This window comes from Streptomyces sp. NPDC017943, assembly GCF_044328425.1.
Lineage (GTDB): Bacteria > Actinomycetota > Actinomycetes > Streptomycetales > Streptomycetaceae > Streptomyces > Streptomyces djakartensis_A.
The window spans coordinates 153726-174201 of the sequence record NZ_JBIRHH010000007.1 but is presented as its reverse complement, the minus strand read 5'-3'; the positions used below and the strand labels follow the sequence as shown (position 1 = coordinate 174201).

General features: G+C 70.9%; 13 protein-coding genes and 1 pseudogene. 6 read left to right on the top strand and 8 right to left on the bottom strand.

The window, feature by feature from the left end; translation table 11 throughout:
• Positions 1 to 122 precede the first annotated feature (122 nt).
• On the bottom strand, positions 123 to 1889 hold the full coding sequence (gene arc / locus ACH4C6_RS23615) for a proteasome ATPase (protein ID WP_398110575.1): 1767 nt from the start codon (positions 1887 to 1889) through the stop codon (positions 123 to 125).
• 245 nt (positions 1890 to 2134) lie between these two features.
• Here arc and ACH4C6_RS23610 point away from each other — a divergent pair, with 245 nt between their 5' ends.
• Positions 2135 to 2440: a ferredoxin gene (locus ACH4C6_RS23610; RefSeq protein WP_369198166.1), complete on the top strand. Its 306-nt coding sequence runs from the start codon at positions 2135 to 2137 to the stop codon at positions 2438 to 2440.
• Positions 2441 to 2503: 63 nt separating this feature from the next.
• Here the strand turns inward: ACH4C6_RS23610 and ACH4C6_RS23605 are convergent, their stop codons facing one another.
• The 3 genes from ACH4C6_RS23605 to ACH4C6_RS23595 form a co-directional block, all read right to left on the bottom strand.
• A complete protein-coding gene (locus ACH4C6_RS23605; protein ID WP_398110574.1) occupies positions 2504 to 3082 on the bottom strand; it encodes a hypothetical protein in 579 nt (192 codons plus the stop codon).
• A 322-nt stretch (positions 3083 to 3404) separates the two neighbouring features.
• Positions 3405 to 4307, bottom strand: coding sequence for a tRNA (adenine-N1)-methyltransferase (locus tag ACH4C6_RS23600; protein ID WP_369198164.1), 903 nt, complete (start codon positions 4305 to 4307; stop codon positions 3405 to 3407).
• Between the two features lie 70 nt (positions 4308 to 4377).
• Entirely contained in the window at positions 4378 to 5922 is a 1545-nt protein-coding gene (locus ACH4C6_RS23595) for a site-2 protease family protein (RefSeq protein WP_398110793.1), read from the bottom strand.
• Positions 5923 to 6794: 872 nt separating this feature from the next.
• Between ACH4C6_RS23595 and ACH4C6_RS23590 the strand changes: the two are divergent.
• Together ACH4C6_RS23590 and ACH4C6_RS23585 are read left to right on the top strand one after the other, a co-directional pair.
• Positions 6795 to 7849: pseudogene (locus ACH4C6_RS23590) on the top strand (RecB family exonuclease).
• 14 nt (positions 7850 to 7863) lie between these two features.
• On the top strand, positions 7864 to 8535 hold the full coding sequence (locus ACH4C6_RS23585; RefSeq protein ID WP_020141342.1) for a response regulator transcription factor: 672 nt from the start codon (positions 7864 to 7866) through the stop codon (positions 8533 to 8535).
• Positions 8536 to 8601: 66 nt separating this feature from the next.
• Here the strand turns inward: ACH4C6_RS23585 and ACH4C6_RS23580 are convergent, their stop codons facing one another.
• From ACH4C6_RS23580 to metH, 4 genes are all read right to left on the bottom strand, one after another.
• Complete coding sequence (locus tag ACH4C6_RS23580; RefSeq protein WP_398110573.1) at positions 8602 to 10188, bottom strand: ABC transporter substrate-binding protein; 1587 nt, start codon at positions 10186 to 10188, stop codon at positions 8602 to 8604.
• A 107-nt stretch (positions 10189 to 10295) separates the two neighbouring features.
• Positions 10296 to 11900, bottom strand: a complete 1605-nt coding sequence (locus ACH4C6_RS23575; protein WP_398110572.1) for an ABC transporter substrate-binding protein — start codon at positions 11898 to 11900, stop codon at positions 10296 to 10298.
• A 409-nt stretch (positions 11901 to 12309) separates the two neighbouring features.
• Positions 12310 to 13011 (bottom strand): HAD family hydrolase, encoded by a 702-nt coding sequence (locus tag ACH4C6_RS23570; protein ID WP_398110571.1) that lies wholly within the window; start codon positions 13009 to 13011, stop codon positions 12310 to 12312.
• Positions 13012 to 13182: 171 nt separating this feature from the next.
• On the bottom strand, positions 13183 to 16698 hold the full coding sequence (gene metH, locus ACH4C6_RS23565) for a methionine synthase (RefSeq protein ID WP_398110570.1): 3516 nt from the start codon (positions 16696 to 16698) through the stop codon (positions 13183 to 13185).
• A 318-nt stretch (positions 16699 to 17016) separates the two neighbouring features.
• On the opposite strand from metH, the gene ACH4C6_RS23560 reads away from it, so the two are divergent.
• The 3 genes from ACH4C6_RS23560 (at position 17017) to glpK (ending at position 20473) form a co-directional block, all read left to right on the top strand.
• Positions 17017 to 17790 (top strand): IclR family transcriptional regulator, encoded by a 774-nt coding sequence (locus ACH4C6_RS23560; protein ID WP_383510860.1) that lies wholly within the window; start codon positions 17017 to 17019, stop codon positions 17788 to 17790.
• Between the two features lie 266 nt (positions 17791 to 18056).
• On the top strand, positions 18057 to 18854 hold the full coding sequence (locus tag ACH4C6_RS23555) for an MIP/aquaporin family protein (protein WP_398110569.1): 798 nt from the start codon (positions 18057 to 18059) through the stop codon (positions 18852 to 18854).
• Positions 18855 to 18934: 80 nt separating this feature from the next.
• Positions 18935 to 20473, top strand: coding sequence for a glycerol kinase GlpK (gene glpK, locus ACH4C6_RS23550; RefSeq protein WP_398110568.1), 1539 nt, complete (start codon positions 18935 to 18937; stop codon positions 20471 to 20473).
• Positions 20474 to 20476 lie beyond the last annotated feature (3 nt).

Sequence of the window (20476 nt, the reverse complement as noted above, 5' to 3'; positions counted from 1 at the left end):
AGAGCCTAGAACGCCTTTGCGCTGGTGGGGAGATCATTTGCGTCATTGCGTTGCTCCAGCCGTGGCCCGAAAAGCAGTCGGCTGCGGGTACCCGCCGAGGGCACCCGCAGCCGCCCTGCCTTTTACAGGTACTGACCGGTGTTCGCCACCGTGTCGATGGAGCGTCCGGTGTCCGCACCCTGCTTTCCGGTGATGAGCGTACGGATGTACACGATCCGCTCGCCCTTCTTTCCGGAGATCCGGGCCCAGTCGTCCGGGTTGGTGGTGTTGGGCAGGTCCTCGTTCTCCTTGAACTCGTCCACACAGGCCTGGAGGAGGTGGGAGACGCGCAGACCCTTCTGGTTCTTCTCGAGGAAATCCTTGATCGCCATCTTCTTGGCGCGGCCCACGATGTTCTCGATCATGGCGCCGGAATTGAAGTCCTTGAAGTACAGGACTTCCTTGTCACCATTGGCGTAGGTGACCTCCAGGAAGCGGTTCTCCTCGGATTCCGCGTACATGTGCTCCACGGCCGTCTGGATCATGTTCTGGACCGTGGCGTCCTTGTCGCCGCCGTGCTCGCCGAGGTCGTCGGAGTGCAGCGGGAGGCGCTCGGTGAGGTACTTGCCGAAGATGTCCTTGGCGGCCTCGGCATCCGGACGCTCGATCTTGATCTTCACGTCCAGCCGGCCGGGGCGCAGGATGGCCGGGTCGATCATGTCCTCGCGGTTGGAGGCACCGATCACGACCACGTTCTGCAGGCCCTCCACACCGTCGATCTCGGCGAGCAGCTGCGGGACGATGGTGTTCTCCACGTCCGAGCTGACACCGGAGCCGCGGGTGCGGAAGAGGGACTCCATCTCGTCGAAGAAGACGATGACGGGCGTGCCCTCGCTGGCCTTCTCTCGGGCCCGCTGGAAGACGAGGCGGATCTGCCGCTCCGTCTCACCGACGTACTTGTTGAGCAGCTCGGGGCCCTTGATGTTGAGGAAGAAGCTCTTGCCTGCGGCCTGACCGGTCACCTCGGCGACCTTCTTGGCCAGCGAGTTGGCCACGGCCTTGGCGATGAGCGTCTTGCCGCATCCGGGGGGCCCGTAGAGCAGCACGCCCTTCGGCGGCCGCAGTTCGTGCTCCTTGAACAGGTCCGGGTAGAGGTACGGCAGCTCGACCGCGTCGCGGATGGCCTCGATCTGGCCGCCGAGACCGCCGATCTGCTCGTAACCGATGTCGGGGACCTCTTCGAGGACGAGCTCCTCGACCTCGCTCTTGGGCACGACCTCGTAGACGTAGCCGGAGCGCGGTTCGAGCAGGAGGGCGTCGCCGGGGCGGATGGTGACGTCCAGCAGCGGCTCGGCGAGCCGCACCACCCGCTCCTCGTCGGTGTGCCCGAGCACCAGGGCCCGCTCGCCGTCCTCGAGGATCTCCTTGAGGGTCACGATGTCACCGACGCGCTCGAACTCCATGGCCTCGACCACGTTGAGCGCTTCGTTCAGCATTACTTCCTGGCCGCGCCGGAGCTCCTCGAGCTCGACGCTGGGGCTGACGTTCACCCTGAGCTTGCGGCCGCCGGTGAAGATGTCGGCGGTACCGTCCTCGTTCGCCGTCAGGAAGACACCGAAGCCGGCCGGCGGCTGTGCGAGCCGGTCGACTTCCTCCTTGAGGGCCACGATCTGGTCGCGGGCCTCACGGAGTGTGTTGGCGAGTCGCTCGTTCTGCGCGGACACGCCGGCCAGATTGGTCTGCAGCTCGACGATCCGCTCTTCGAGAATCCTCGTGTGTCGCGGAGAGTCGGCGAGCTTGCGTCGCAGGACGGCGATCTCCTGCTCAAGGTAAGCGATCTGCCCGGCCGGGTCGTCGGACCCGCGTCCCGGGCGGATGCCGCGGTTCATGTCGTCGTCGTGGGCTGCCACGGTCCTCACCTCCTCCAAGGGGAGCTGGACGCTTCCAGACCCTACCTGGGCGGGTGTCGATTGAAACCCCTAGATCACAAAGACGGTCGGGGTGTGTCCGATCTTCACCCTTGCGCTCTCCCTCACGCCAGGGGAATACCCAGCGAACATGATTGGAACCCAGCCCCAGGTAGGGTCGAAGCGTTCAACACCCGCCGGAGCTGGCCGGATTCCCGGTGCGGCACGGCGGAGAAACGGCAGGAGAGATGAGCGTGCAGCAGGAGGCGGACGTCGCCGGGGAGGCGCTGGAGGTCTGGATCGACCAGGACCTGTGCACCGGCGACGGCATCTGCGCCCAGTACGCGCCCGAGGTGTTCGAGCTGGACATCGACGGTCTGGCCTATGTGAAGAGCGCCGAGGACGAGTTGCTCCAGGAGAAGGGGGCGACGACGCCGGTCCCGCTGCCGCTCCTCACCGATGTGATCGACTCGGCGAAGGAGTGTCCGGGCGAGTGCATCCACGTACGCCGGGTTTCGGACAGGGCGGAGGTCTACGGACCGGACGCCGGGTGACCGGTTCTGCACGCTCCGTCACCACCGGTTGATCCGTCGCGCCCCCTGGCCGCCGCGCCGTCCTCACACGCTGCGCGCGCCGGCGGGCGTGGAGCGGACGAACGTGCCGTCGCGCCAACGCCATTTCGCGTCGCTCTTCTCGTCGGGGCAGCAACGGGGCACGTCCGCCGACGAGTAGCCGAGCAGGGTCGCCGTCACGGTGCCGCCGCGCACGGCGAAGTCACCGACCGTGGTGCCGTCCTCGGGGTCGAGCAGGGTGGCCACCAGCCGGGGCCTGCCGCTGTCCGCGTCCCGGGTGAGGACGTACACGCCGTCGGGCGGGGTGCCCATCGGGGAGTCGCAGTGGACCACGGCCACCGTCTCGGGGCGGCCGTCGCCGTCGAGGTCCGCGGAGGCCTTCTTCTGCACGACGGCCTTCACCGGACCGCACTCCACCGGGAACGTCACGGCGGCGGGATCGGGCGGCGCCGCGTGCGCCGGGGCGCGTCCGGCCCCGGGCGCGTCCGGCTGGGCGGCCGTGGCGGCACCGGGCTGGAGGACCGAGGAGAGGGCCACCACGCCGGCCAGTGCCGTGGCGGTGGCGAGCCAGTGGATGGGGCGGGTGTGCGTGTGGGCGAGCTCCGGAACGGCGGAAGGCTGCACTAGGAGGATCTCCTGAGGGCTGTGCCGGTGGGGTGGCCAAGATGGTGCCACACGTCACACCTGGAGGGAACGGCGGGGTGTGCACGTCCTTCGACGGGGAAGGGACAGGGGTTGGCCACCTGCCGGCGTGTCAGCGGTCCAGTGCGGGCGGCGGCCCGCAGCCTGCGGTGCACCGCCCCCGGGAGGGTCCGGTGGGCAGGTCAGCGGTCTGCGCAGGCGGTTCACTCGCCGCGGCAACGAAAGGGCGCCGCGGCCGAGTTCCGGTGGGGTCCCGGGAACTCGGCCGCGGCGGCCGTGCGTTGGGTGCGGTGACGGAGCGCCCTCAGCGGGCGGCGCCGCCGTCGGCGTTGGGGCCGGCGTAGTCCTCGCCGTAGGCGCCCTTGGCGGGGCGGCGGCGGCGCATGGGCGGCTCGACGCCGTCCGCGAGGCGGCGGGCGGTGAGCAGGAAGCCGGTGTGGCCGATCATCCGGTGGTCCGGGCGGACGGCCAGGCCCTCGATGTGCCAGTTGCGGATCATGGTCTCCCAGGAGGTCGGCTCGTTGAAGCAGCCGATCTCACGGATGGACTCCACGGTCCGGGCCAGCTGGGTGGTGGTCGCGACGTAGCAGCACAGGATGCCGCCGGGGACCAGGGCCTTGGAGACGGCCTCCAGGCACTCCCAGGGGGCGAGCATGTCCAGGATGACGCGGTCGACGTCGGTGTCGGACAGGTTGTCCTGGAGGTCGCCGACGGTGAGCTGCCAGGCGGGGTGCGGTCCGCCGAAGTAGCGCTCCACGTTCTGCTGGGCGATCTCGGCGAAGTCCTCGCGGCGCTCGTAGGAGTGCAGCATGCCCTGGTCGCCGATGGCGCGCAGCAGGAAGCTGCTGAGCGAGCCGGAGCCGACACCGGCCTCCACGACGCGCGCGCCGGGGAAGATGTCGGCGAAGGCGAGGATCTGCCCCGCGTCCTTCGGGTAGACGACGGCTGCCCCTCGGGGCATGGACAGGACGTAGTCGGGGAGCAGGGGGCGCAGCGCGAGGTAGGCGACGTTCCCCGTGGTGCGGACAACGCTGCCCTCGGGAGCGCCGATCAGCTCGTCGTGCGGGAAGGAACCCTTGTGGGTGTGGAAGTTCTTCCCGGCCTCGAGCGTGAACGTGTAGTGGCGGCCCTTGGGGTCGGTCAGCTGAACCTGGTCCCCGACCTTGAAGGGCCCGCGCCTGCGGGCGGCACCGGTCGGTTCGGACATGTGACCAGCCTACCGGCCCCGGAGAGGGCCGCCGACCACCCGGACGGCCCCCGGGTGCCCGCGCACGGCTCTAGGACGGCCGTGCCATCGCCTTGACGAAGGCACGCTCGACGTCGGCCGCCGACAGGACGCCGTAGATCTCGCCGGTCTCCTCCACCACCAGGTACTCGGTCGCGGGGGTGGCGCGCAGGGCGTCCAGGAGTTCCTCGCCGGACAGTTCCGCCGAGACGCGCATGCCGTCGGTGAGGTCCTGGGCGAGGCCGCTGACCGCGACCCAGGGCCGGCGGTGCTCCGGTACGCCGACGATGGCGGCCTCCCGCACGAGGGAGAGGGGCTTGCCGTCGGGGTCGACCACGACCAAAGCCCGGGCCCCGGCGGCGTTGGCGCGGCGCAGGGCCTCCGAGAGCGGGGTGGCGCCCTCGACCGGGACCGCGCGCCGGGTGAGGCTGCGGGCGCGCAGCTCGGGCAGGTGCTCGCGCAGACGGGCCATGCGCAGGCTGTTGCCCGCGCCGGTCCAGATGATCGCGGCGAGGATCGCGGCGAGCAGGGCGTCGAGGACGGTGTCCATGCCGACGTTGTCGACGGCCTCGGTGCCGAGGGCGCCGGACTGGGTGAGCAGGGGCAGCCCGATCAGCACGGACACGGCGAGGGCGCGGCCGACCCAGGCGGCGGCGACGGTGCCGGTCATCGGCTTGCCGGTGAGCTTCCAGACCACGGCGCGCAGCATCCGGCCGCCGTCGAGGGGCAGGCCGGGCAGGAGGTTGAAGGCGGCCACGATGAGGTTGGAGATCATCAGGCCGGCCAGCAGCACGCCCGGGACGGTGCCCGGCTCCACGGTCTGCATGGCGGCGTAGAAGAGGCCGGACAGGACGAGGGAGAGCAGCGGTCCGACGAAGGCGAGCACGAACTCGCGGCCGGGGGTCTCGGCCTCCTTCTCGATCTCCGAGACGCCGCCGAAGAACTGGAGCTGGATGCGGCGGACCGGGAGCTTGAAGCGGAGGGCGGCGACCGTGTGGGCCAGTTCGTGCACCAGCACGGAGGCGTAGAAGGCCACGGCGAAGAACAGGGAGACCAGGTAGCGGGCGGCGCCCAGCTCGGGCAGGACGCGCTCCAGCTGACCGCCGAACACCCAGGTGATCAGCGCGGCGACGAGGAACCAGCTGGGTGCGACGTAGACGGGCACGCCGAAGGGCCGGCCCATGAGCAGCCCACCCCGGGGCTCCGGCCGCTGCGGGGCGGGGCCCCGGCCGCCGGGGCCGCCGTGGTCCCCGCCGGCGTAGGCCCGCTCGGGGTGGGCGTCGCCCTCGTCGGGCCCGGGCCCGGGGGTCTTGTGGAGGTCGGTCGCAGGGCGGGGGGCATCGGCCCGGAGGTCGCCCTGCGGCGTACGGCTGCCGTCCGCGGCGGTGGCGGGAGCGACGGGGCCGCCCGCCGGGTCGCCGTGCGGGTCGGGGTGGCTGGGGGCGTCGTCAGCGGGCGCGGGGTCGCCGTGCGGGTCGCGGGCGCCGGGGGCGTCGTCGGCGGGCGCGGGGACGACGGGGGTGGCCGGGGTGCCGTGCGGGTCGCGGGTGCCGGGGGCGTTGTCAGCGGGCGCGGAGGCGGCGGGGGCGCCGTGCAGGTCGCGGGCGCCGGGGGTGTCGTCGGCGGGCGCGGGGACGACGGGGGTGGCCGGGGTGCCGTGCGGGTCGCGGGTGCCGGGGGCGTCGTCAGCGGGCGCGGGAACTTCGGGGGTGGCCGGGGTGCCGTGCGGGTCGCGGGTGCCGGGGGCGTCGTCAGCGGGCGCGGGGGCGCCGTGCGGGTCGCGGGTGCCGGGGGCGTTGTCAGCGGGCGCGAGGTCGACGTGCGGGTCGCGGGCGCCAGGGGTGTCGTCGGCAGGCGCGGGGGCGGCGGGGGCGGCGGGGGCGGGGGCCCCGGTCGGGGTGTCCGCCGGGCCTTCGGCCTCGGGGGGACCGCTCGGTGTCTGCTGGCGGGCGGGCACCGTCCGGGGGGCGGGGTCCGGCGACGTGGGAGGGGACTCCGGGTCGCCGGTCGCGGGGTGCTGGGGCGCGGACGCCTGCGGCTGCTGCCGGGGATCCGCCGGGGCGGGCGCGGAATCGGCCGGGTGGGGTGGGCCGGCGGGCCGGCGGGCCTGCGGGGCGACCGGGTGGCCGGCTTCGGTGTGGTCGTCCGCGGCGTGCCGTTCGGCCGGGGCGCGTTCGTCGGCGGAGGGCCGGCCGGTGGCCCGGGGCGCAGACCCCGTGTGACGGTCGGCCGACTCGTCGTTGCCGGACCGCGGCTGCCCGCGCCCGCCGCTCTCGTCCACCGGTGTCCCCTCGTTCGAAGCGTCTCCCGCGCCTGCCGGACGGGAGGGTCTCGAGTCGATGGTATGCGTCAGCCGGGGCGCGTTCCGCCCCGGCACCCCTGTGTTTCCCGTACGTCGACCTCCCCTGCCGGCTTCCCTCACGAACGGGTGGTGGGTGACTGTCAGTGCCGGGCCGTATGGTCTGGGGCATGGAGACGAGCACCGAGGGCGCCGCGCAGCCCGGGACCGGCCCTGCCGCCGAGGCGGCGGCCGGGCCTGCGGCCGGTCCCACCGCGGCCGAGGCAGAGGCGGTCAGGACCGTCGCGGAGGCCGCGGCCGAGACCGCCGCCGTGAGCGAGCTGGTGACCGGGGCCGCGGCCATACCTCCCGCCTCGCTGTCCCCCTCGCGCGCGAGCGATTTCATGCAGTGCCCGCTGCTCTACCGCTTCCGGGTCATCGACCGGCTCCCCGAGAAGCCGAGCGAGGCCGCGACCCGGGGCACGCTGGTGCACGCGGTCCTGGAGCGCCTGTTCGACGCCCCGGCGGGCGACCGCACACCGCCGCGCGCCAAGTCGCTGATCCCCGGCCAGTGGGAGCGGCTGCGGGAGTCGCGGCCGGAGGTCGGGGAGCTGTTCGCCGACGATCCCGAGGGCGAGCGGCTGGCGCGCTGGCTGGGCGAGGCCGAGCGGCTCGTCGAGCGCTGGTTCACCCTGGAGGACCCCAGCCGGCTGGAACCGGCGGAGCGGGAGCTGTTCGTCGAGACGGAGCTGGAGTCGGGGCTGCGGTTGCGCGGCATCATCGACCGGGTCGACGTGGCGCCCACGGGCGAGGTCCGCATCGTCGACTACAAGACCGGCAAGGCGCCGCGCCCCGAGTACTCCGAGGGTGCCCTGTTCCAGATGAAGTTCTACGCCCTGGTCGTCTGGCGGCTGAAGAACGTGGTGCCGCGCCGGCTCCAGCTGGTGTACCTGGGCAGTGGACAGGTCCTGACCTACGACCCGGTGCCGGCCGATCTGGAGCGGGTCGAGCGGAAGTTGCTGGCGCTGTGGGACGCGATCCGGCTGGCGACGGAGACGGGCGACTGGCGGCCGCGGCCCACGAAGCTCTGCGGCTGGTGCGACCACCAGGCGCACTGCCCGGAGTTCGGCGGCACTCCCCCGCCCTACCCGCTGCCGGTGCGCGCGCCGGAGGTGCCGGCGCAGCCGCTGCCGTGAGGGCGGCTGAGTCCGGCGGGTCCGCGCAGGGCAGAATGGGGCCGGACTAGCGAAGGAGACTCACGTGGCCATCCGCGTCCTACTCGTCGACGACCAGCCGCTGCTCCGGACGGGCTTCCGGATGATCCTGGAGGCCGAGCAGGACATCGCGGTCGTCGGCGAGGCCGGAGACGGCCTCCAGGCGCTCGACCAGGTGCGGGCCCTGCAGCCCGACGTGGTCCTGATGGACATCCGCATGCCGCGGATGGACGGCGTGGAGGCGACCCGGCAGATCACCGGCCCCGGGCGCGACGGCCCGGCGAAGGTGCTGGTGCTGACGACCTTCGACCTCGACGAGTACGTCGTGGAGGCGCTGCGGGCCGGGGCCAGCGGCTTCCTGCTGAAGGACGCGCCCGCCAACGAGCTGGTGCAGGCCATCCGGGTCGTGGCCGCGGGCGAGGCGATGCTCGCACCGAGCATCACGCGCCGGCTGCTCGACAAGTACGCCACGCACCTGCCCTCGGGCGACGAGCCGGTGCCGGACACCCTGCACACGCTGACCGACCGCGAGGTCGAGGTCCTCAAGCTGGTGGCGCGCGGGTTGTCCAATGCCGAGATCGCCGCGGACCTGTTCGTCAGCGAGACCACCGTGAAGACGCACGTCGGGCATGTGCTGACCAAGCTGGGCCTGCGCGACCGCGTCCAGGCGGCGGTGTACGCCTACGAGTCCGGGCTGGTGCGCCCCGGGGCGCAGTAGCCGGACCCGGGAGACGAGAAGGCCGCCCCCTGCCGGAGCAGGGGGCGGCCTTCTCGTGCGTGTGCGTCAGGCGTCGTCCTTGCTCAGCTCCCAGAAGCGGAACACGGTCGAGGCGTCGAGGCAGTACTCCAGGCCGTAGACGCCGTCGCGGACGACCGCGTACTGCTTGGCCTGCCACACGGGCAGGACGGGCAGTTCGTCGGCGACGATGTCCTGCAGCTCGCCGAACTCGCTGTCGGTCGCGCCGCGGTTGGTCAGGGCCGCGGTGCGCGGGACGAGCGAACCGGTGATCGTGCTGTTGTCGTAGTTGTTGTCCAGCACGTTGCCCTTGCCGAAGAAGGGGGCGGTGAAGTTGTCGGCGTCCGGGTAGTCCGGCACCCAGCCCTTGACGTAGACGCCGTACTTGCCGGCGGCGATGTCCTTCTCGTACTGGCCGAACGGGACGGACTCGACGCTCGCCTCGAACAGGCCGCTCGCGTTGAGCTGGCCGGCGACGGCCTTCAGCTCCTGGTCGGTGGCCGGGCCGTAGCGGACCGGGGTGGACCACAGGGTGAGCTTCACCTTGCCGGTGATGCCGTCCTCGCGCAGCGCCTCCTTGGCCTTGGCCGTGGAGGGACGAGCCCCGTACCGGTCGAAGAACGCCGTGTTGTGACCGGCGATACCGGCCGGGATGATCGAGTACAGCGGGGTCGCGGTGCCCTGGTAGACGTCCCGGATGAGGGCGTCGCGGTCGATCAGGTGGGCGATGGCCCGGCGGACGCCGAGCTTTCCGGCGACCGGGTGGTCCATGTTGAACACCAGGTGCTGGACCTCGGCGCTGCTGCCCTCGACGACCTCCGCGCCGGTGCCGTCGTCGGCCTTCTCCATGTCGGCGATGTCGCCGGCGGTGAGACCGCGGTAGGCGATGTCGACGTCCTCGTCCTGGATGGCGCGCTTGAGCGCGGCCTGGTCGCCGTTGAAGAACTTGAGGGTCACACCGGTGTTCTTCACCTTGGCGGTGCCCTTGTAGTTCTCGTTGACGGCGAAGACGGCCTGCTGGTCGTCCATCGACTCGAGCCGGTACGGGCCGGAGCCGACGGCCTCGCCGTCCTTGCGCAGCCCGTCCGCGTCGTAGGAGCGGTGGTCGACGATGGAGCCGGCGCCGGAGGCGATCTTGCTCGGGAAGGTGGCGTCCGCCGTGTTGAGCCGGAAGACGACCGTCCGGTCGTCCGGGGTCTCGACCTTCTCCAGCATCGGGAACATGATCGCCGGCCCGTCGGGGTCGTTGATCTTCAGCATGCGGTCGAAGGAGAACTTGACGTCCTCGGAGGTGAGGGCGTCACCGGTGCTGAACTTGAGGCCGTCCTTCAGCGTGCACTTGTAGACCGTGGTCTGCGTGTCGGTGAAGGCGCAGCTCTCGGCGGCCTCCGGCTGGGGCTCGGTGGCGCCGTTGGGGAAGCTGAGCAGCGACTGGAAGACGTTGTTGAACAACAGCCAGGAGCCCGGGTCGTACCCGGAGGCGGGGTCGGTGGCCAGGACGTCGTCGGACATCCCCACCACCACGTTGGAGCCGTCCCCCGCACTGTCCCCGGTCTCCGTACCGCAGCCGGTCAGCAGGCCGGAGGCCAGCCCCGCCACGATCGGCAGGACCGGCCACTGGTTGCGTATGTTCACGTGTGTGCCTTGTCGTCGGTTCTCGAGATCGCCCGGAGCATGTCCCCGGCTCCGGGCACGGCTCCCCGGGGCCGCGGTCACAGGCCCCGGGGTTCCAGTGGGCTGCGTCAGCCGCTCACGCCTCGGCCGAGCTCCCAGAGCTGCAGCGTGGAGGAGGAATTGAGGGCGTAGGCGGTGCCCGTGATGTCGTCGCGTGCGGCGATGTACTGCTTGCCCTGCCACAGCGGCAGCACGGGCACGTCGCCGGCGACGATGTCCTGAATGTCCGTCAGGCTGGAGGAGGCGGACAGCCGGTCGGCCTCGCGGCGGGACTCCGGGATCAGGTCGGTGCGGATCCGGCTGTTGGCGTACGGCGAGCCGAGGGTGTTGTCGGCGTCGAGGAACGGGGCGAGGAAGTTGTCCGCGTCGGGGAAGTCCGGGAACCAGCCCATGCCGTAGACGTCGTACTCGCCCTTCTTCTCGGCCGGGCGGAAGGTGTCCCAGGGGGTGCCCTTGATGTCGACCTGGAACAGGCCGCTGGAGTTCAGCTGCTCGCGCAGGACCTCGAACTCCTTCTTGGTGGCCGGGCCGTAGTGGTCGGTCGTGTAGTGCAGCGTCAGCTTCACCGGGGTGGTGATGTCGGCCTGGTTGAGCAGGGTCCGGGCCTTGGTGACGCTGGGCTCGCCGTACTTGTTGAAGAACGAGTTGGAGTGGCCCGTGACGCTGGCCGGGACCAGCGAGTACAGCGGCTCGGCCTGGGAGCCGTAGACCTTGGAGACCAGGGCGCTGCGGTTGACGACCTGGGCCATCGCCTGGCGCACGGCCTTGGACTTGACCGTGGGGGCGTCGGTGTTGAAGCCCAGGTAGCGGATCTCCAGGCCGGGCATCTCGACGAGGTCGATGTCGGAGTCCGTGGCGCCGGACAGCTTGCGGATCTGCTCGGGCGACATGCTGCGCGTCATCACGTCGATGTCGGCCTTGTTAAGGGCCTCGCCCATGGAGTCGGTGTCCTTGAAGGACACCATGTCGACCCGGTCGTTGTTCACCTTCAGACTCCCCTGGTAATCGGGGTTCTTGGTGAACTCGGCCCGCACGAGCTCGTTGTTCTCGACGACGGGCTTGAAGGTGTACGGGCCGGAGCCCGACATGTCGAAGCCGTCGCGCAGCTTGCCCTTGGGGTAGTCGTCCGGGTCGAGGATGCCGGCCACCGGCGTCGACAGCTTGTACGGGAAGGTCGCGTCGGCCGTCTTGAGGTGGAAGATGACCTCGCGGTCGCCCTGCGTCTCGATGGTGTCGATGGTGGACAGCAGGGCGAAGACGCCGCTGTCGGCCTTCAGGGAGCGGGCGCGGTCGATGGAGTACTTCACGTCGGCCGCGGTGACGGCGTCGCCGCCGGCGAACTTGAGACCGTCGCGCAGGGTGCAGGCGTAGCGCTCGTTGCCGGTGTCGGTGAAGCCGCAGCGCTCGGCCGCCTCGGGGACCGGCTCGCCCTCGCCGCGCGGCTGGGTCATCAGGGTCTGCACGGTCTGGCGGAGGATGTTCCAGGTGCCGACGTCGTAGGCGTACGCCGGGTCCAGGGGCGCCGGGGCCTCCTTCGAGGCGGTGAACCGGTCCGTGGTGCCGACGACGATCGCGTCGCTGTCCCCGCTCCCGCTGTCGGACCCGCCACAGGCGGCGAGCACCGGCGCGAGCAGGCCGATCACGGCCGGCAGCACCAAAGTCTTGCGGTTCATGCTCGAGTTTCTCCAGAGCTGTCGACTCCGTGTACCCGGCATGCAGGGGTGGCGCAGCGGATCACGGGATGGGGCGATGTTCTTCGCCTTGAGATTAGTCCGGGCCGGCAGGAGGGTTGACAGCCACCGGAGTTGAGCGCCCATCACGCTGCGGAACCGGGCGTGGACACACCGAAAACCCGACAGCGGAAGCTTTGGTGCAGCGTTCCACCAATCGGGACACAAGGACACGCCGACGGCCCCCCGGAGGGGGCCTTCAGCACATGCCGGTCCCCCTGTCGACCCCGATCCGCGTGGGGAACGTCACACGCCGGAACAGGTTCGATGGTACGGGAATTCGGTCATCCGGAGAGGTTCGAATTCACCTTCGGAATTCTTGCCCTAACCGCGCTGCACGCTGGGTGAACACCTAGCGCATTTCCGTCATCAGCCCCTGCAGAAATGGCAGGTCGACCTCTTCCAGGGACCCGACGACCGTGCGCCGCAGAGCCGGCTGGATCGGTGCGACGGAGGGCACCGCCACGACGTGGCAGCCCGCGGCCTCGGCCGCGGCGACACCCGTCGCGGTGTCCTCGATGACGGCGCACCGGGCCGGGTCCGCGCCGAGGCCGGCGGCGGCCGCGAGATACGGGTCGGGGTGGGGCTTGGTGCGCGCCACCTCGTCACCCGCGACCGTCAGGCGGAAGTGGTGGGCGCCGAGCGAGGTGAGCACCCGGTCGATGATGCGCCGGTGGGAGGCGGAGACGAGGGCCGTGGGGATTTCGTACGCGTGCAGCTCGGCCAGCAGCCGTCCGGCGCCGGGCATCAGCGGCAGGGCGGTGCCGATGCGCTTCTCGAAGCCGTCGTTGAGCAGCACCGAGAGCTCGTCGAGGGTGATGTCGGCGCCGGTGGCCTCGATCAGGAACCCCGCGCTGCGGGTCATGGGGCCGCCGACCACGACATGGCGCCAGGACTCGTCGAGCGTGTGGCCGAGGGAGGCGAAGACCTCGACCTCGACGTCCCACCAGAAGCCCTCCGTGTCCACCAGGGTGCCGTCCATGTCGAGGAGCACGGCCTGCAGGGCCGACCCCTCGGCCGTCCGGGTGCCGAGCGCGGGGACCGTACTGGTCATCCACCTACCTCCTTGAGGGACGATCAGGCCGGCTCCCACGAGGGGAACCGGCCTGCAGTGGACCGACCAGTCTACGTCCTGTGCGACGGAAGTGCCTCGTCGTACCGCAGTGCCCCTGCGCACACCGGCCCGCACGGGGCTGTCCCGGTGCGCGCAGGGGCCTGGCGGGCGTCAGCGGGCGTTGAAGTACTTCGCCTCCGGGTGGTGGATGACGATGGCGTCCGTGGACTGCTCGGGGTGCAACTGGAACTCCTCGGACAGCTGCACGCCGATGCGCTCCGGCTCCAGCAGTTCGGCGATCTTGGCCCGGTCCTCCAGGTCCGGGCAGGCGCCGTAGCCGAGGGAGAAGCGGGCGCCCCGGTACTTCAGCTCGAACATGCCCTGCATCTCGTCCGGGTCCTCCCCCGCGAAGCCGAGCTCGGAGCGCACGCGTGCGTGCCAGTACTCGGCGAGCGCCTCGGCGAGCTGCACCGACAGGCCGTGCAGTTCGAGGTAGTCGCGGTAGGCGTCGGCCTCGAACAGCCGGGCGGTCTCCTCGCCGATGCGCGAGCCGACGGTGACGACCTGGAGGCCGACGACGTCGACCTCGCCGGACTCCTCGGGGCGGAAGAAGTCGGCCAGGCACAGGCGCCGGCCGCGGCGCTGGCGGGGGAAGGTGAAGCGGGTGCGTTCGTTGCCCTGCTCGTCCAGGATGATCAGGTCGTCGTCCTTGGAGACGCACGGGAAGTAGCCGTAGACCACGGCCGCCTCCAGCAGGTTCTCGGTCTGGAGCCGGTCGAGCAGGCCGCGCAGCCGGGGCCGGCCCTCGGTCTCGACGAGCTCCTCGTAGGTCGGCCCCTCGCCGGTGCGGGCCTGCTTCAGACCCCACTGGCCCTTGAAGAGCGCGCCCTCGTCGAGCCAGCTCGCGTACTCCTTGAGCTGGATGCCCTTGACCACGCGGGTGCCGCGGAAGGGCGGGGTGGGCACGGGGTTGTCGGTGGCGACGTCGGAGCGGACGTGCCCCTCCTCCGGGCGCTCCTCCACCTGCGCGGAGGCGGTGGCGCGTACCCGGCGCTGCTTGAGTTCGGGGAGCTTGGCGCCGGGGACGCCGCGCTTGACGCCGATGAGGGCGTCCATCAGGCGCAGGCCCTCGAAGGCGTCGCGGGCGTAGCGGACCTCGCCCTGGTAGATCTCGTGCAGGTCCTGTTCGACGTAGGCGCGGGTCAGGGCGGCGCCGCCGAGGATGACCGGGTAGCCGGAGGCCAGGCCGCGCTGGTTCAGCTCCTCCAGGTTCTCCTTCATGATCACCGTCGACTTCACCAGCAGTCCGGACATGCCGATGACGTCGGCCTTGTGTTCCTCGGCGGCTTCGAGGATGGCGGAGACCGGCTGCTTGATGCCGAGGTTGACGACGTTGTAGCCGTTGTTGGACAGGATGATGTCGACGAGGTTCTTGCCGATGTCGTGGACGTCGCCGCGCACGGTGGCCAGCACGATGGTGCCCTTGCCGGCCTCGTCGCTCTTCTCCATGTGCGGTTCGAGGTGCGCGACGGCCGTCTTCATGACCTCGGCGGACTGCAGCACGAACGGCAGCTGCATCTGGCCCGAGCCGAACAGCTCGCCCACGACCTTCATGCCGTCGAGCAGGGTCTCGTTGACGATGTCGAGGGCGGGGCGGGTCTGCAGCGCCTCGTCCAGGTCCGCTTCGAGACCGTTCTTCTCGCCGTCGATGATCCGGCGCTTGAGGCGCTCGTCCAGCGGCAGGGCCGCGAGTTCTTCGGCCTTGCCGGCCTTGAGGGACTTGGCGGTGGCGCCCTCGAAGAGCTGCATCAGCTTCTGCAGCGGGTCGTAGCCCTCGGCGCGCCGGTCGTAGATGAGGTCGAGGGCGGTGCTGACCTCTTCGTCGCTGAAGCGGGCGATGGGCAGGATCTTGCTGGCGTGGACGATCGCCGAGTCCAGGCCCGCCTTGACGCACTCGTCGAGGAAGACCGAGTTGAGCAGGATGCGGGCGGCCGGATTCAGGCCGAAGGAGATGTTGGACAGGCCCAGCGTCGTCTGCACGGCCGGGTGGCGGCGCTTCAGCTCGCGGATGCCCTCGATGGTGGCCACACCGTCCTTGCGGGACTCCTCCTGACCCGTACAGATCGTGAAGGTCAGGCAGTCCACGAGGATGTCCGACTCGTGGATGCCCCAGGTGCCGGTCAGGTCCTCGATCAGCCGCTCGGCGATCTCGACCTTCTTCTCCGCCGTGCGGGCCTGGCCCTCCTCGTCGATGGTCAGCGCGATCAGGGCGGCGCCGTGCTCTTGGGCCAGGGCCGTGACCTTCGCGAAGCGGGACTCGGGGCCGTCGCCGTCCTCGTAGTTCACCGAGTTGATCACCGCGCGACCACCGAGCTTCTCCAGGCCGGCCCGGATGACGTCGACCTCGGTGGAGTCCAGCACGATCGGCAGGGTGGAGGCGGTGGCGAAACGGCCCGCCAGCTCCTCCATGTCGGCGACGCCGTCGCGGCCGACGTAGTCCACGCACAGGTCGAGCATGTGCGCGCCTTCGCGGATCTGGTCGCGGGCCATCTCCACGCAGTCGTCCCAGCGGCCCTCCAGCATCGCCTCGCGGAACTTCTTCGACCCGTTGGCGTTGGTCCGCTCACCGATGGCCAGGTAGGAGGTGTCCTGCCGGAACGGCACAGTCTGGTAGAGGGAGGCGGCGCCCGGCTCCGGCTGCGGGGAACGCTCGGTGGGCGCGGTCTCCCGTACCCGCTCGACCAACTGCCGCAGGTGCTCGGGGGTGGTGCCGCAGCAGCCGCCGACCAGGGACAGGCCGTAGTCGCGCACGAAGGTGCTCTGGGCATCGGCCAGCTCGGGCGCGGTCAGCGGGTAGTGGGCGCCGTCCTTGGTGAGCACGGGCAGGCCGGCGTTCGGCATGCATGACAGCGGGACGCGCGCGTGCCGGGACAGGTAGCGCAGGTGCTCGCTCATCTCGGCCGGGCCGGTGGCGCAGTTCAGGCCGATCATGTCGATGCCGAGCGGCTCCAGCGCGGTCAGGGCCGCGCCGATCTCCGAGCCCAGCAGCATGGTGCCGGTCGTCTCCACCGTCACCGAGACGATCAGCGGGACGGTGTGGCCGGTGGCCTCCATGGCCCGGCGGGCGGCGATGACGGAGGCCTTGGTCTGCAGGAGGTCCTGGGTGGTCTCCACCAGCAGCGCGTCCGCGCCGCCCGCGAGCAGGCCCTCCGCGTTCTGCTGGTAGGCGTCGCGGATGGCACCGAACGTGGTGTGGCCGAGGGTGGGCAGCTTGGTGCCGGGACCCATGGAGCCGAGGACCCAGCGCTGCCGCCCCGTGGTCCGGGTGTACTCGTCGGCCGTCTCGCGGGCGATCCGCGCACCGGCCTCGGACAGCTCGGCGACGCGCTCGGGGATGTCGTACTCGCCGAGGGCGGTGAGGTTGGCGCCGAAGGTGTTGGTCTCGACGCAGTCCACCCCCGCGTCGAAGTACTCGGCGTGGACCGACCGGACGATGTCGGGCCGCGTCACGTTGAGGATCTCGTTGCAGCCCTCGAGGTTCTGGAAGTCCTCCAGAGTCGGGTCCTGCGCCTGGAGCATGGTGCCCATGGCCCCGTCGGCCACCACCACGCGGGTGGCCAGGGCCTCTCGGAGGGCGGACACGCGGGTCCGGCTGTCTGCGGAAGGGGTCGGCGGCAACGAGGCCATGAAAAGGGCTCCCTCGGGTGCGACGGCTGTCGGCTTTTGTGCGGCTGCCCGGCTCCCGGAGGCACTCCGGGGACGGGCGCACCGCGCCAGCGTAACCGCCCGTGGGCTTGGATGGGCAGCGCGTCCACGGGGCGGACGCCGATGCCGCCGGGACGGCTCACCAGGGGGCGTCCGGGCGGCGGATCGGCCGTACGTGACAGAACTGGGGGCGACCGGGCATTAGCGAGAGGTCGGCAACGACCGGTAGTGTTCGGCATTGCCGAACGAGGGCTGAAGTGCCGCTCGTCGGCGGTCGATGGGGACGGAGGCAGTACGGCGATGGCACGGAACATCCAGTCGCTCGAACGGGCGGCCGCGATGCTGCGGCTGCTCGGGGGCGGCGAGCGGCGGCTCGGCCTGTCGGACATCGCCTCGTCGCTGGGCCTGGCCAAGGGCACCGCGCACGGCATCCTGCGCACCCTCCAGCAGGAGGGCTTCGTGGAGCAGGACGACGCCTCCGGGCGCTATCAGCTCGGCGCCGAGCTGCTGCGCCTGGGCACCACCTACCTCGACGTCCACGAGCTGCGGGCGCGCGCCCTGGTGTGGACGGACGACCTGGCCCGCTCCAGCGGCGAGAGCGTCTACCTGGGCGTCCTGCACCAGCAGGGCGTGCTGATCGTCCACCATGTGTTCCGGCCCGACGACAGCCGCCAGGTCCTGGAGATAGGGGCCATGCAGCCGCTGCACTCCACCGCCCTGGGCAAGGTGCTGTCCGCCTACGACCCGGTGGCGCACAGCGAGGCCCTGGAGGCCGACCGCAAGGCGTTCACGGACCGGACCGTCTGCGAGCCGGAGGGGTTCGAGCACATCCTCGACCTGACCCGCGCCCGCGGGTACGCGGCGGACGTGGAGGAGACCTGGGAGGGCGTCGCCTCGCTGGCCGCGCCCATCCACGACCGGCGGCGCATGCCCGTCGGCGCGGTCGGCATCACGGGCGCCGTGGAGCGGCTGTGCCGGCCGGACGAGGACGGGGCGCTGCGCCCCGAGCTGATCGCGGCGGTGCGGGACTGCGCCCGCGCGGTCTCGCGCGACCTGGGCGCCGGGCGGTTCTGACGTCGTACGAGGAGGACCGGGGCGCCGCGGGGCGCTCCGGTGTTCGGCATGCCCGCGCTCATCTGCGGCAAAGATCCATAAGTCGGGGCCGATCAGTAACGATCGTGTTTTCGCCAACACAGCTCTTGACGTGCTCGTAACGCCGAAGCAAGACTCCCGTCCATCGGTCGACATTGTCGAACAGCTACCGGCAATACGCGTTAGAGTGTGACGACGCCAGGCCGGTATCGCACTTCACCCCTGGACGAAGGACAAAGGAGTCGCGGGTGTCCAGCTCCGACATCTTCATCGGCGAGACCCTCGGTACCGCCATACTCATCCTGCTCGGCGGCGGAGTCTGCGCCGCCGTCACGCTGAAGGCCTCCAAGGCCCGCAACGCCGGCTGGCTCGCCATCACCTTCGGGTGGGGCTTCGCGGTGCTCACGGCCGTCTACACCACGGCGCCGCTGTCCGGCGCCCACCTGAACCCGGCCGTCACCCTCGGCATCGCGATCAAGGACGGCGACTGGAAGAACGTCCCGGTCTACTGGGCCGGGCAGGTGCTCGGCGCCATGATCGGCGCGGCCCTCGTCTGGATCGCCTACTACGGCCAGTTCCACGCCCACCTCACCGACCGCGAGATCGTCGGCGGTCCGGGCGCCCAGGACACCGCCGCCGCCAAGTCCGTCGAGGCCCGGGAGAAGGGCGCCGGCCCGGTGCTGGGCGTCTTCTCCACCGGCCCCGAGGTCCGGGTCGCCTGGCAGAACGTCGCCACGGAGGTCATCGGCACGATCGTGCTCGTGCTCGCCGTGCTCACGCAGGGCCTGAACGACAAGGGCAACGGCCTCGGCACGCTCGGCGCTCTGATCACCGCCCTCGTGGTGGTCTCCATCGGCCTCTCCCTCGGCGGCCCGACGGGGTACGCGATCAATCCGGCCCGCGACCTCGGACCGCGCATCGTGCACGCCCTGCTGCCCCTGCCCAACAAGGGCGGCTCCGACTGGGGCTACGCCTGGGTGCCCGTGGTGGGCCCGCTGATCGGCGGTGCCATCGCGGCAGGCATCTACAACGTCGCGTTCGCCTAGGCGCGATCCGCGCCCGACGCGAGACCTCCAGCACGCGCCGTACGTACAGCCCCGTAACCCGTACTGACCAGGAGCACACAGTGACCGACGCGCACACCGCCGGCCCCTTCATCGCCGCCATCGACCAGGGCACCACCTCCAGCCGCTGCATCGTCTTCGACCGGGACGGCCGGATCGTCTCCGTCGACCAGAAGGAACACGAGCAGATCTTCCCGAAGCCGGGCTGGGTCGAGCACGACGCCAACGAGATCTGGACCAACGTCCAGGAGGTCGTCGCCGGGGCCGTCCAGAAGGCCGGCATCACCCGGGACGACATCAAGGCCATCGGCATCACCAACCAGCGCGAGACGACCGTGCTGTGGGACAGGAAGACCGGTGAGCCCGTCCACAACGCCATCGTCTGGCAGGACACCCGCACCGACGCCCTGTGCCGCGAGCTCGGCCGCAACGTGGGCCAGGACCGCTTCCGCCGCGAGACCGGACTGCCGCTGGCCTCCTACTTCGCCGGTCCGAAGGCGCGCTGGCTGCTGGACAACGTCGAGGGTCTCAAGGATCGGGCCGAGGCCGGAGACATTCTTTTCGGCACGATGGACACCTGGGTCATCTGGAACCTCACCGGTGGGGTCGACGGCGGCAAGCACGTCACCGACGTCACCAACGCGTCGCGCACCATGCTGATGAACCTGCACACCATGCAGTGGGACGACAAGATCTGCGAGTCGATCGGCGTCCCCCGGCAGGTCCTGCCCGAGATCCGCTCCTCGGCCGAGGTCTACGGCGAGATCAAGGGCGGCAAGCTGGGCGACCTGCTCGGCGGCATCCCCGTCGCCTCGGCGCTCGGCGACCAGCAGGCGGCCCTGTTCGGCCAGACCTGCTTCTCCGAGGGCGAGACCAAGTCGACCTACGGCACCGGCACCTTCATGGTGATGAACACCGGTGACAAGATCATCAACTCCTACAGCGGCCTGCTGACCACCGTCGGCTACAAGATCGGCGACCAGAAGACGGTCTACGCCCTGGAGGGCTCGATCGCGGTCACCGGCTCCCTGGTGCAGTGGATGCGCGACCAGATGGGCCTGATCTCCACCGCCGCCGAGATCGAGACCCTCGCCCTGTCGGTCGAGGACAACGGCGGCGCCTACTTCGTGCCGGCCTTCTCCGGCCTGTTCGCCCCCTACTGGCGCTCCGACGCCCGCGGCGTCATCGCGGGCCTGACCCGGTACGTCACCAAGGCGCACCTGGCGCGTGCCGTCCTGGAGGCCACCGCCTGGCAGACGCGGGAGATCGCCGACGCCATGACCAAGGACTCCGGCGTCGAGCTGACCGCCCTCAAGGTCGACGGCGGCATGACCTCCAACAACCTGCTGATGCAGACCCTCTCGGACTTCCTGGACGCCCCCGTGGTGCGCCCCATGGTCGCCGAGACCACCTGCCTCGGCGCCGCCTACGCCGCCGGCCTCGCCGTCGGCTTCTGGAACAGCACCGACGACCTGCGCGCCAACTGGCGCCGGGCCGCCGAGTGGACCCCCCGCATGGACGCGGAGACCCGCGACCGTGAGTACAAGAGCTGGCTCAAGGCCGTCGAGCGGACCATGGGCTGGCTCGAGGACGAGGAGTAAGAA

Excerpts from the sequence above, each read along its gene's own strand:
- ACH4C6_RS23610 (WP_369198166.1), top strand. The coding sequence starts at position 2,135 with ATGAGCGTGCAGCAGGAGGCGGACGTCGCCGGGGAGGCGCTGGAGGTC.
- metH (WP_398110570.1), bottom strand. The coding sequence starts at position 16,698 with ATGGCCTCGTTGCCGCCGACCCCTTCCGCAGACAGCCGGACCCGCGTG.
- ACH4C6_RS23560 (WP_383510860.1), top strand. The coding sequence starts at position 17,017 with ATGGCACGGAACATCCAGTCGCTCGAACGGGCGGCCGCGATGCTGCGG.
- ACH4C6_RS23570 (WP_398110571.1), bottom strand. The coding sequence starts at position 13,011 with ATGACCAGTACGGTCCCCGCGCTCGGCACCCGGACGGCCGAGGGGTCG.
- ACH4C6_RS23575 (WP_398110572.1), bottom strand. The coding sequence starts at position 11,900 with ATGAACCGCAAGACTTTGGTGCTGCCGGCCGTGATCGGCCTGCTCGCG.
- ACH4C6_RS23600 (WP_369198164.1), bottom strand. The coding sequence starts at position 4,307 with ATGTCCGAACCGACCGGTGCCGCCCGCAGGCGCGGGCCCTTCAAGGTC.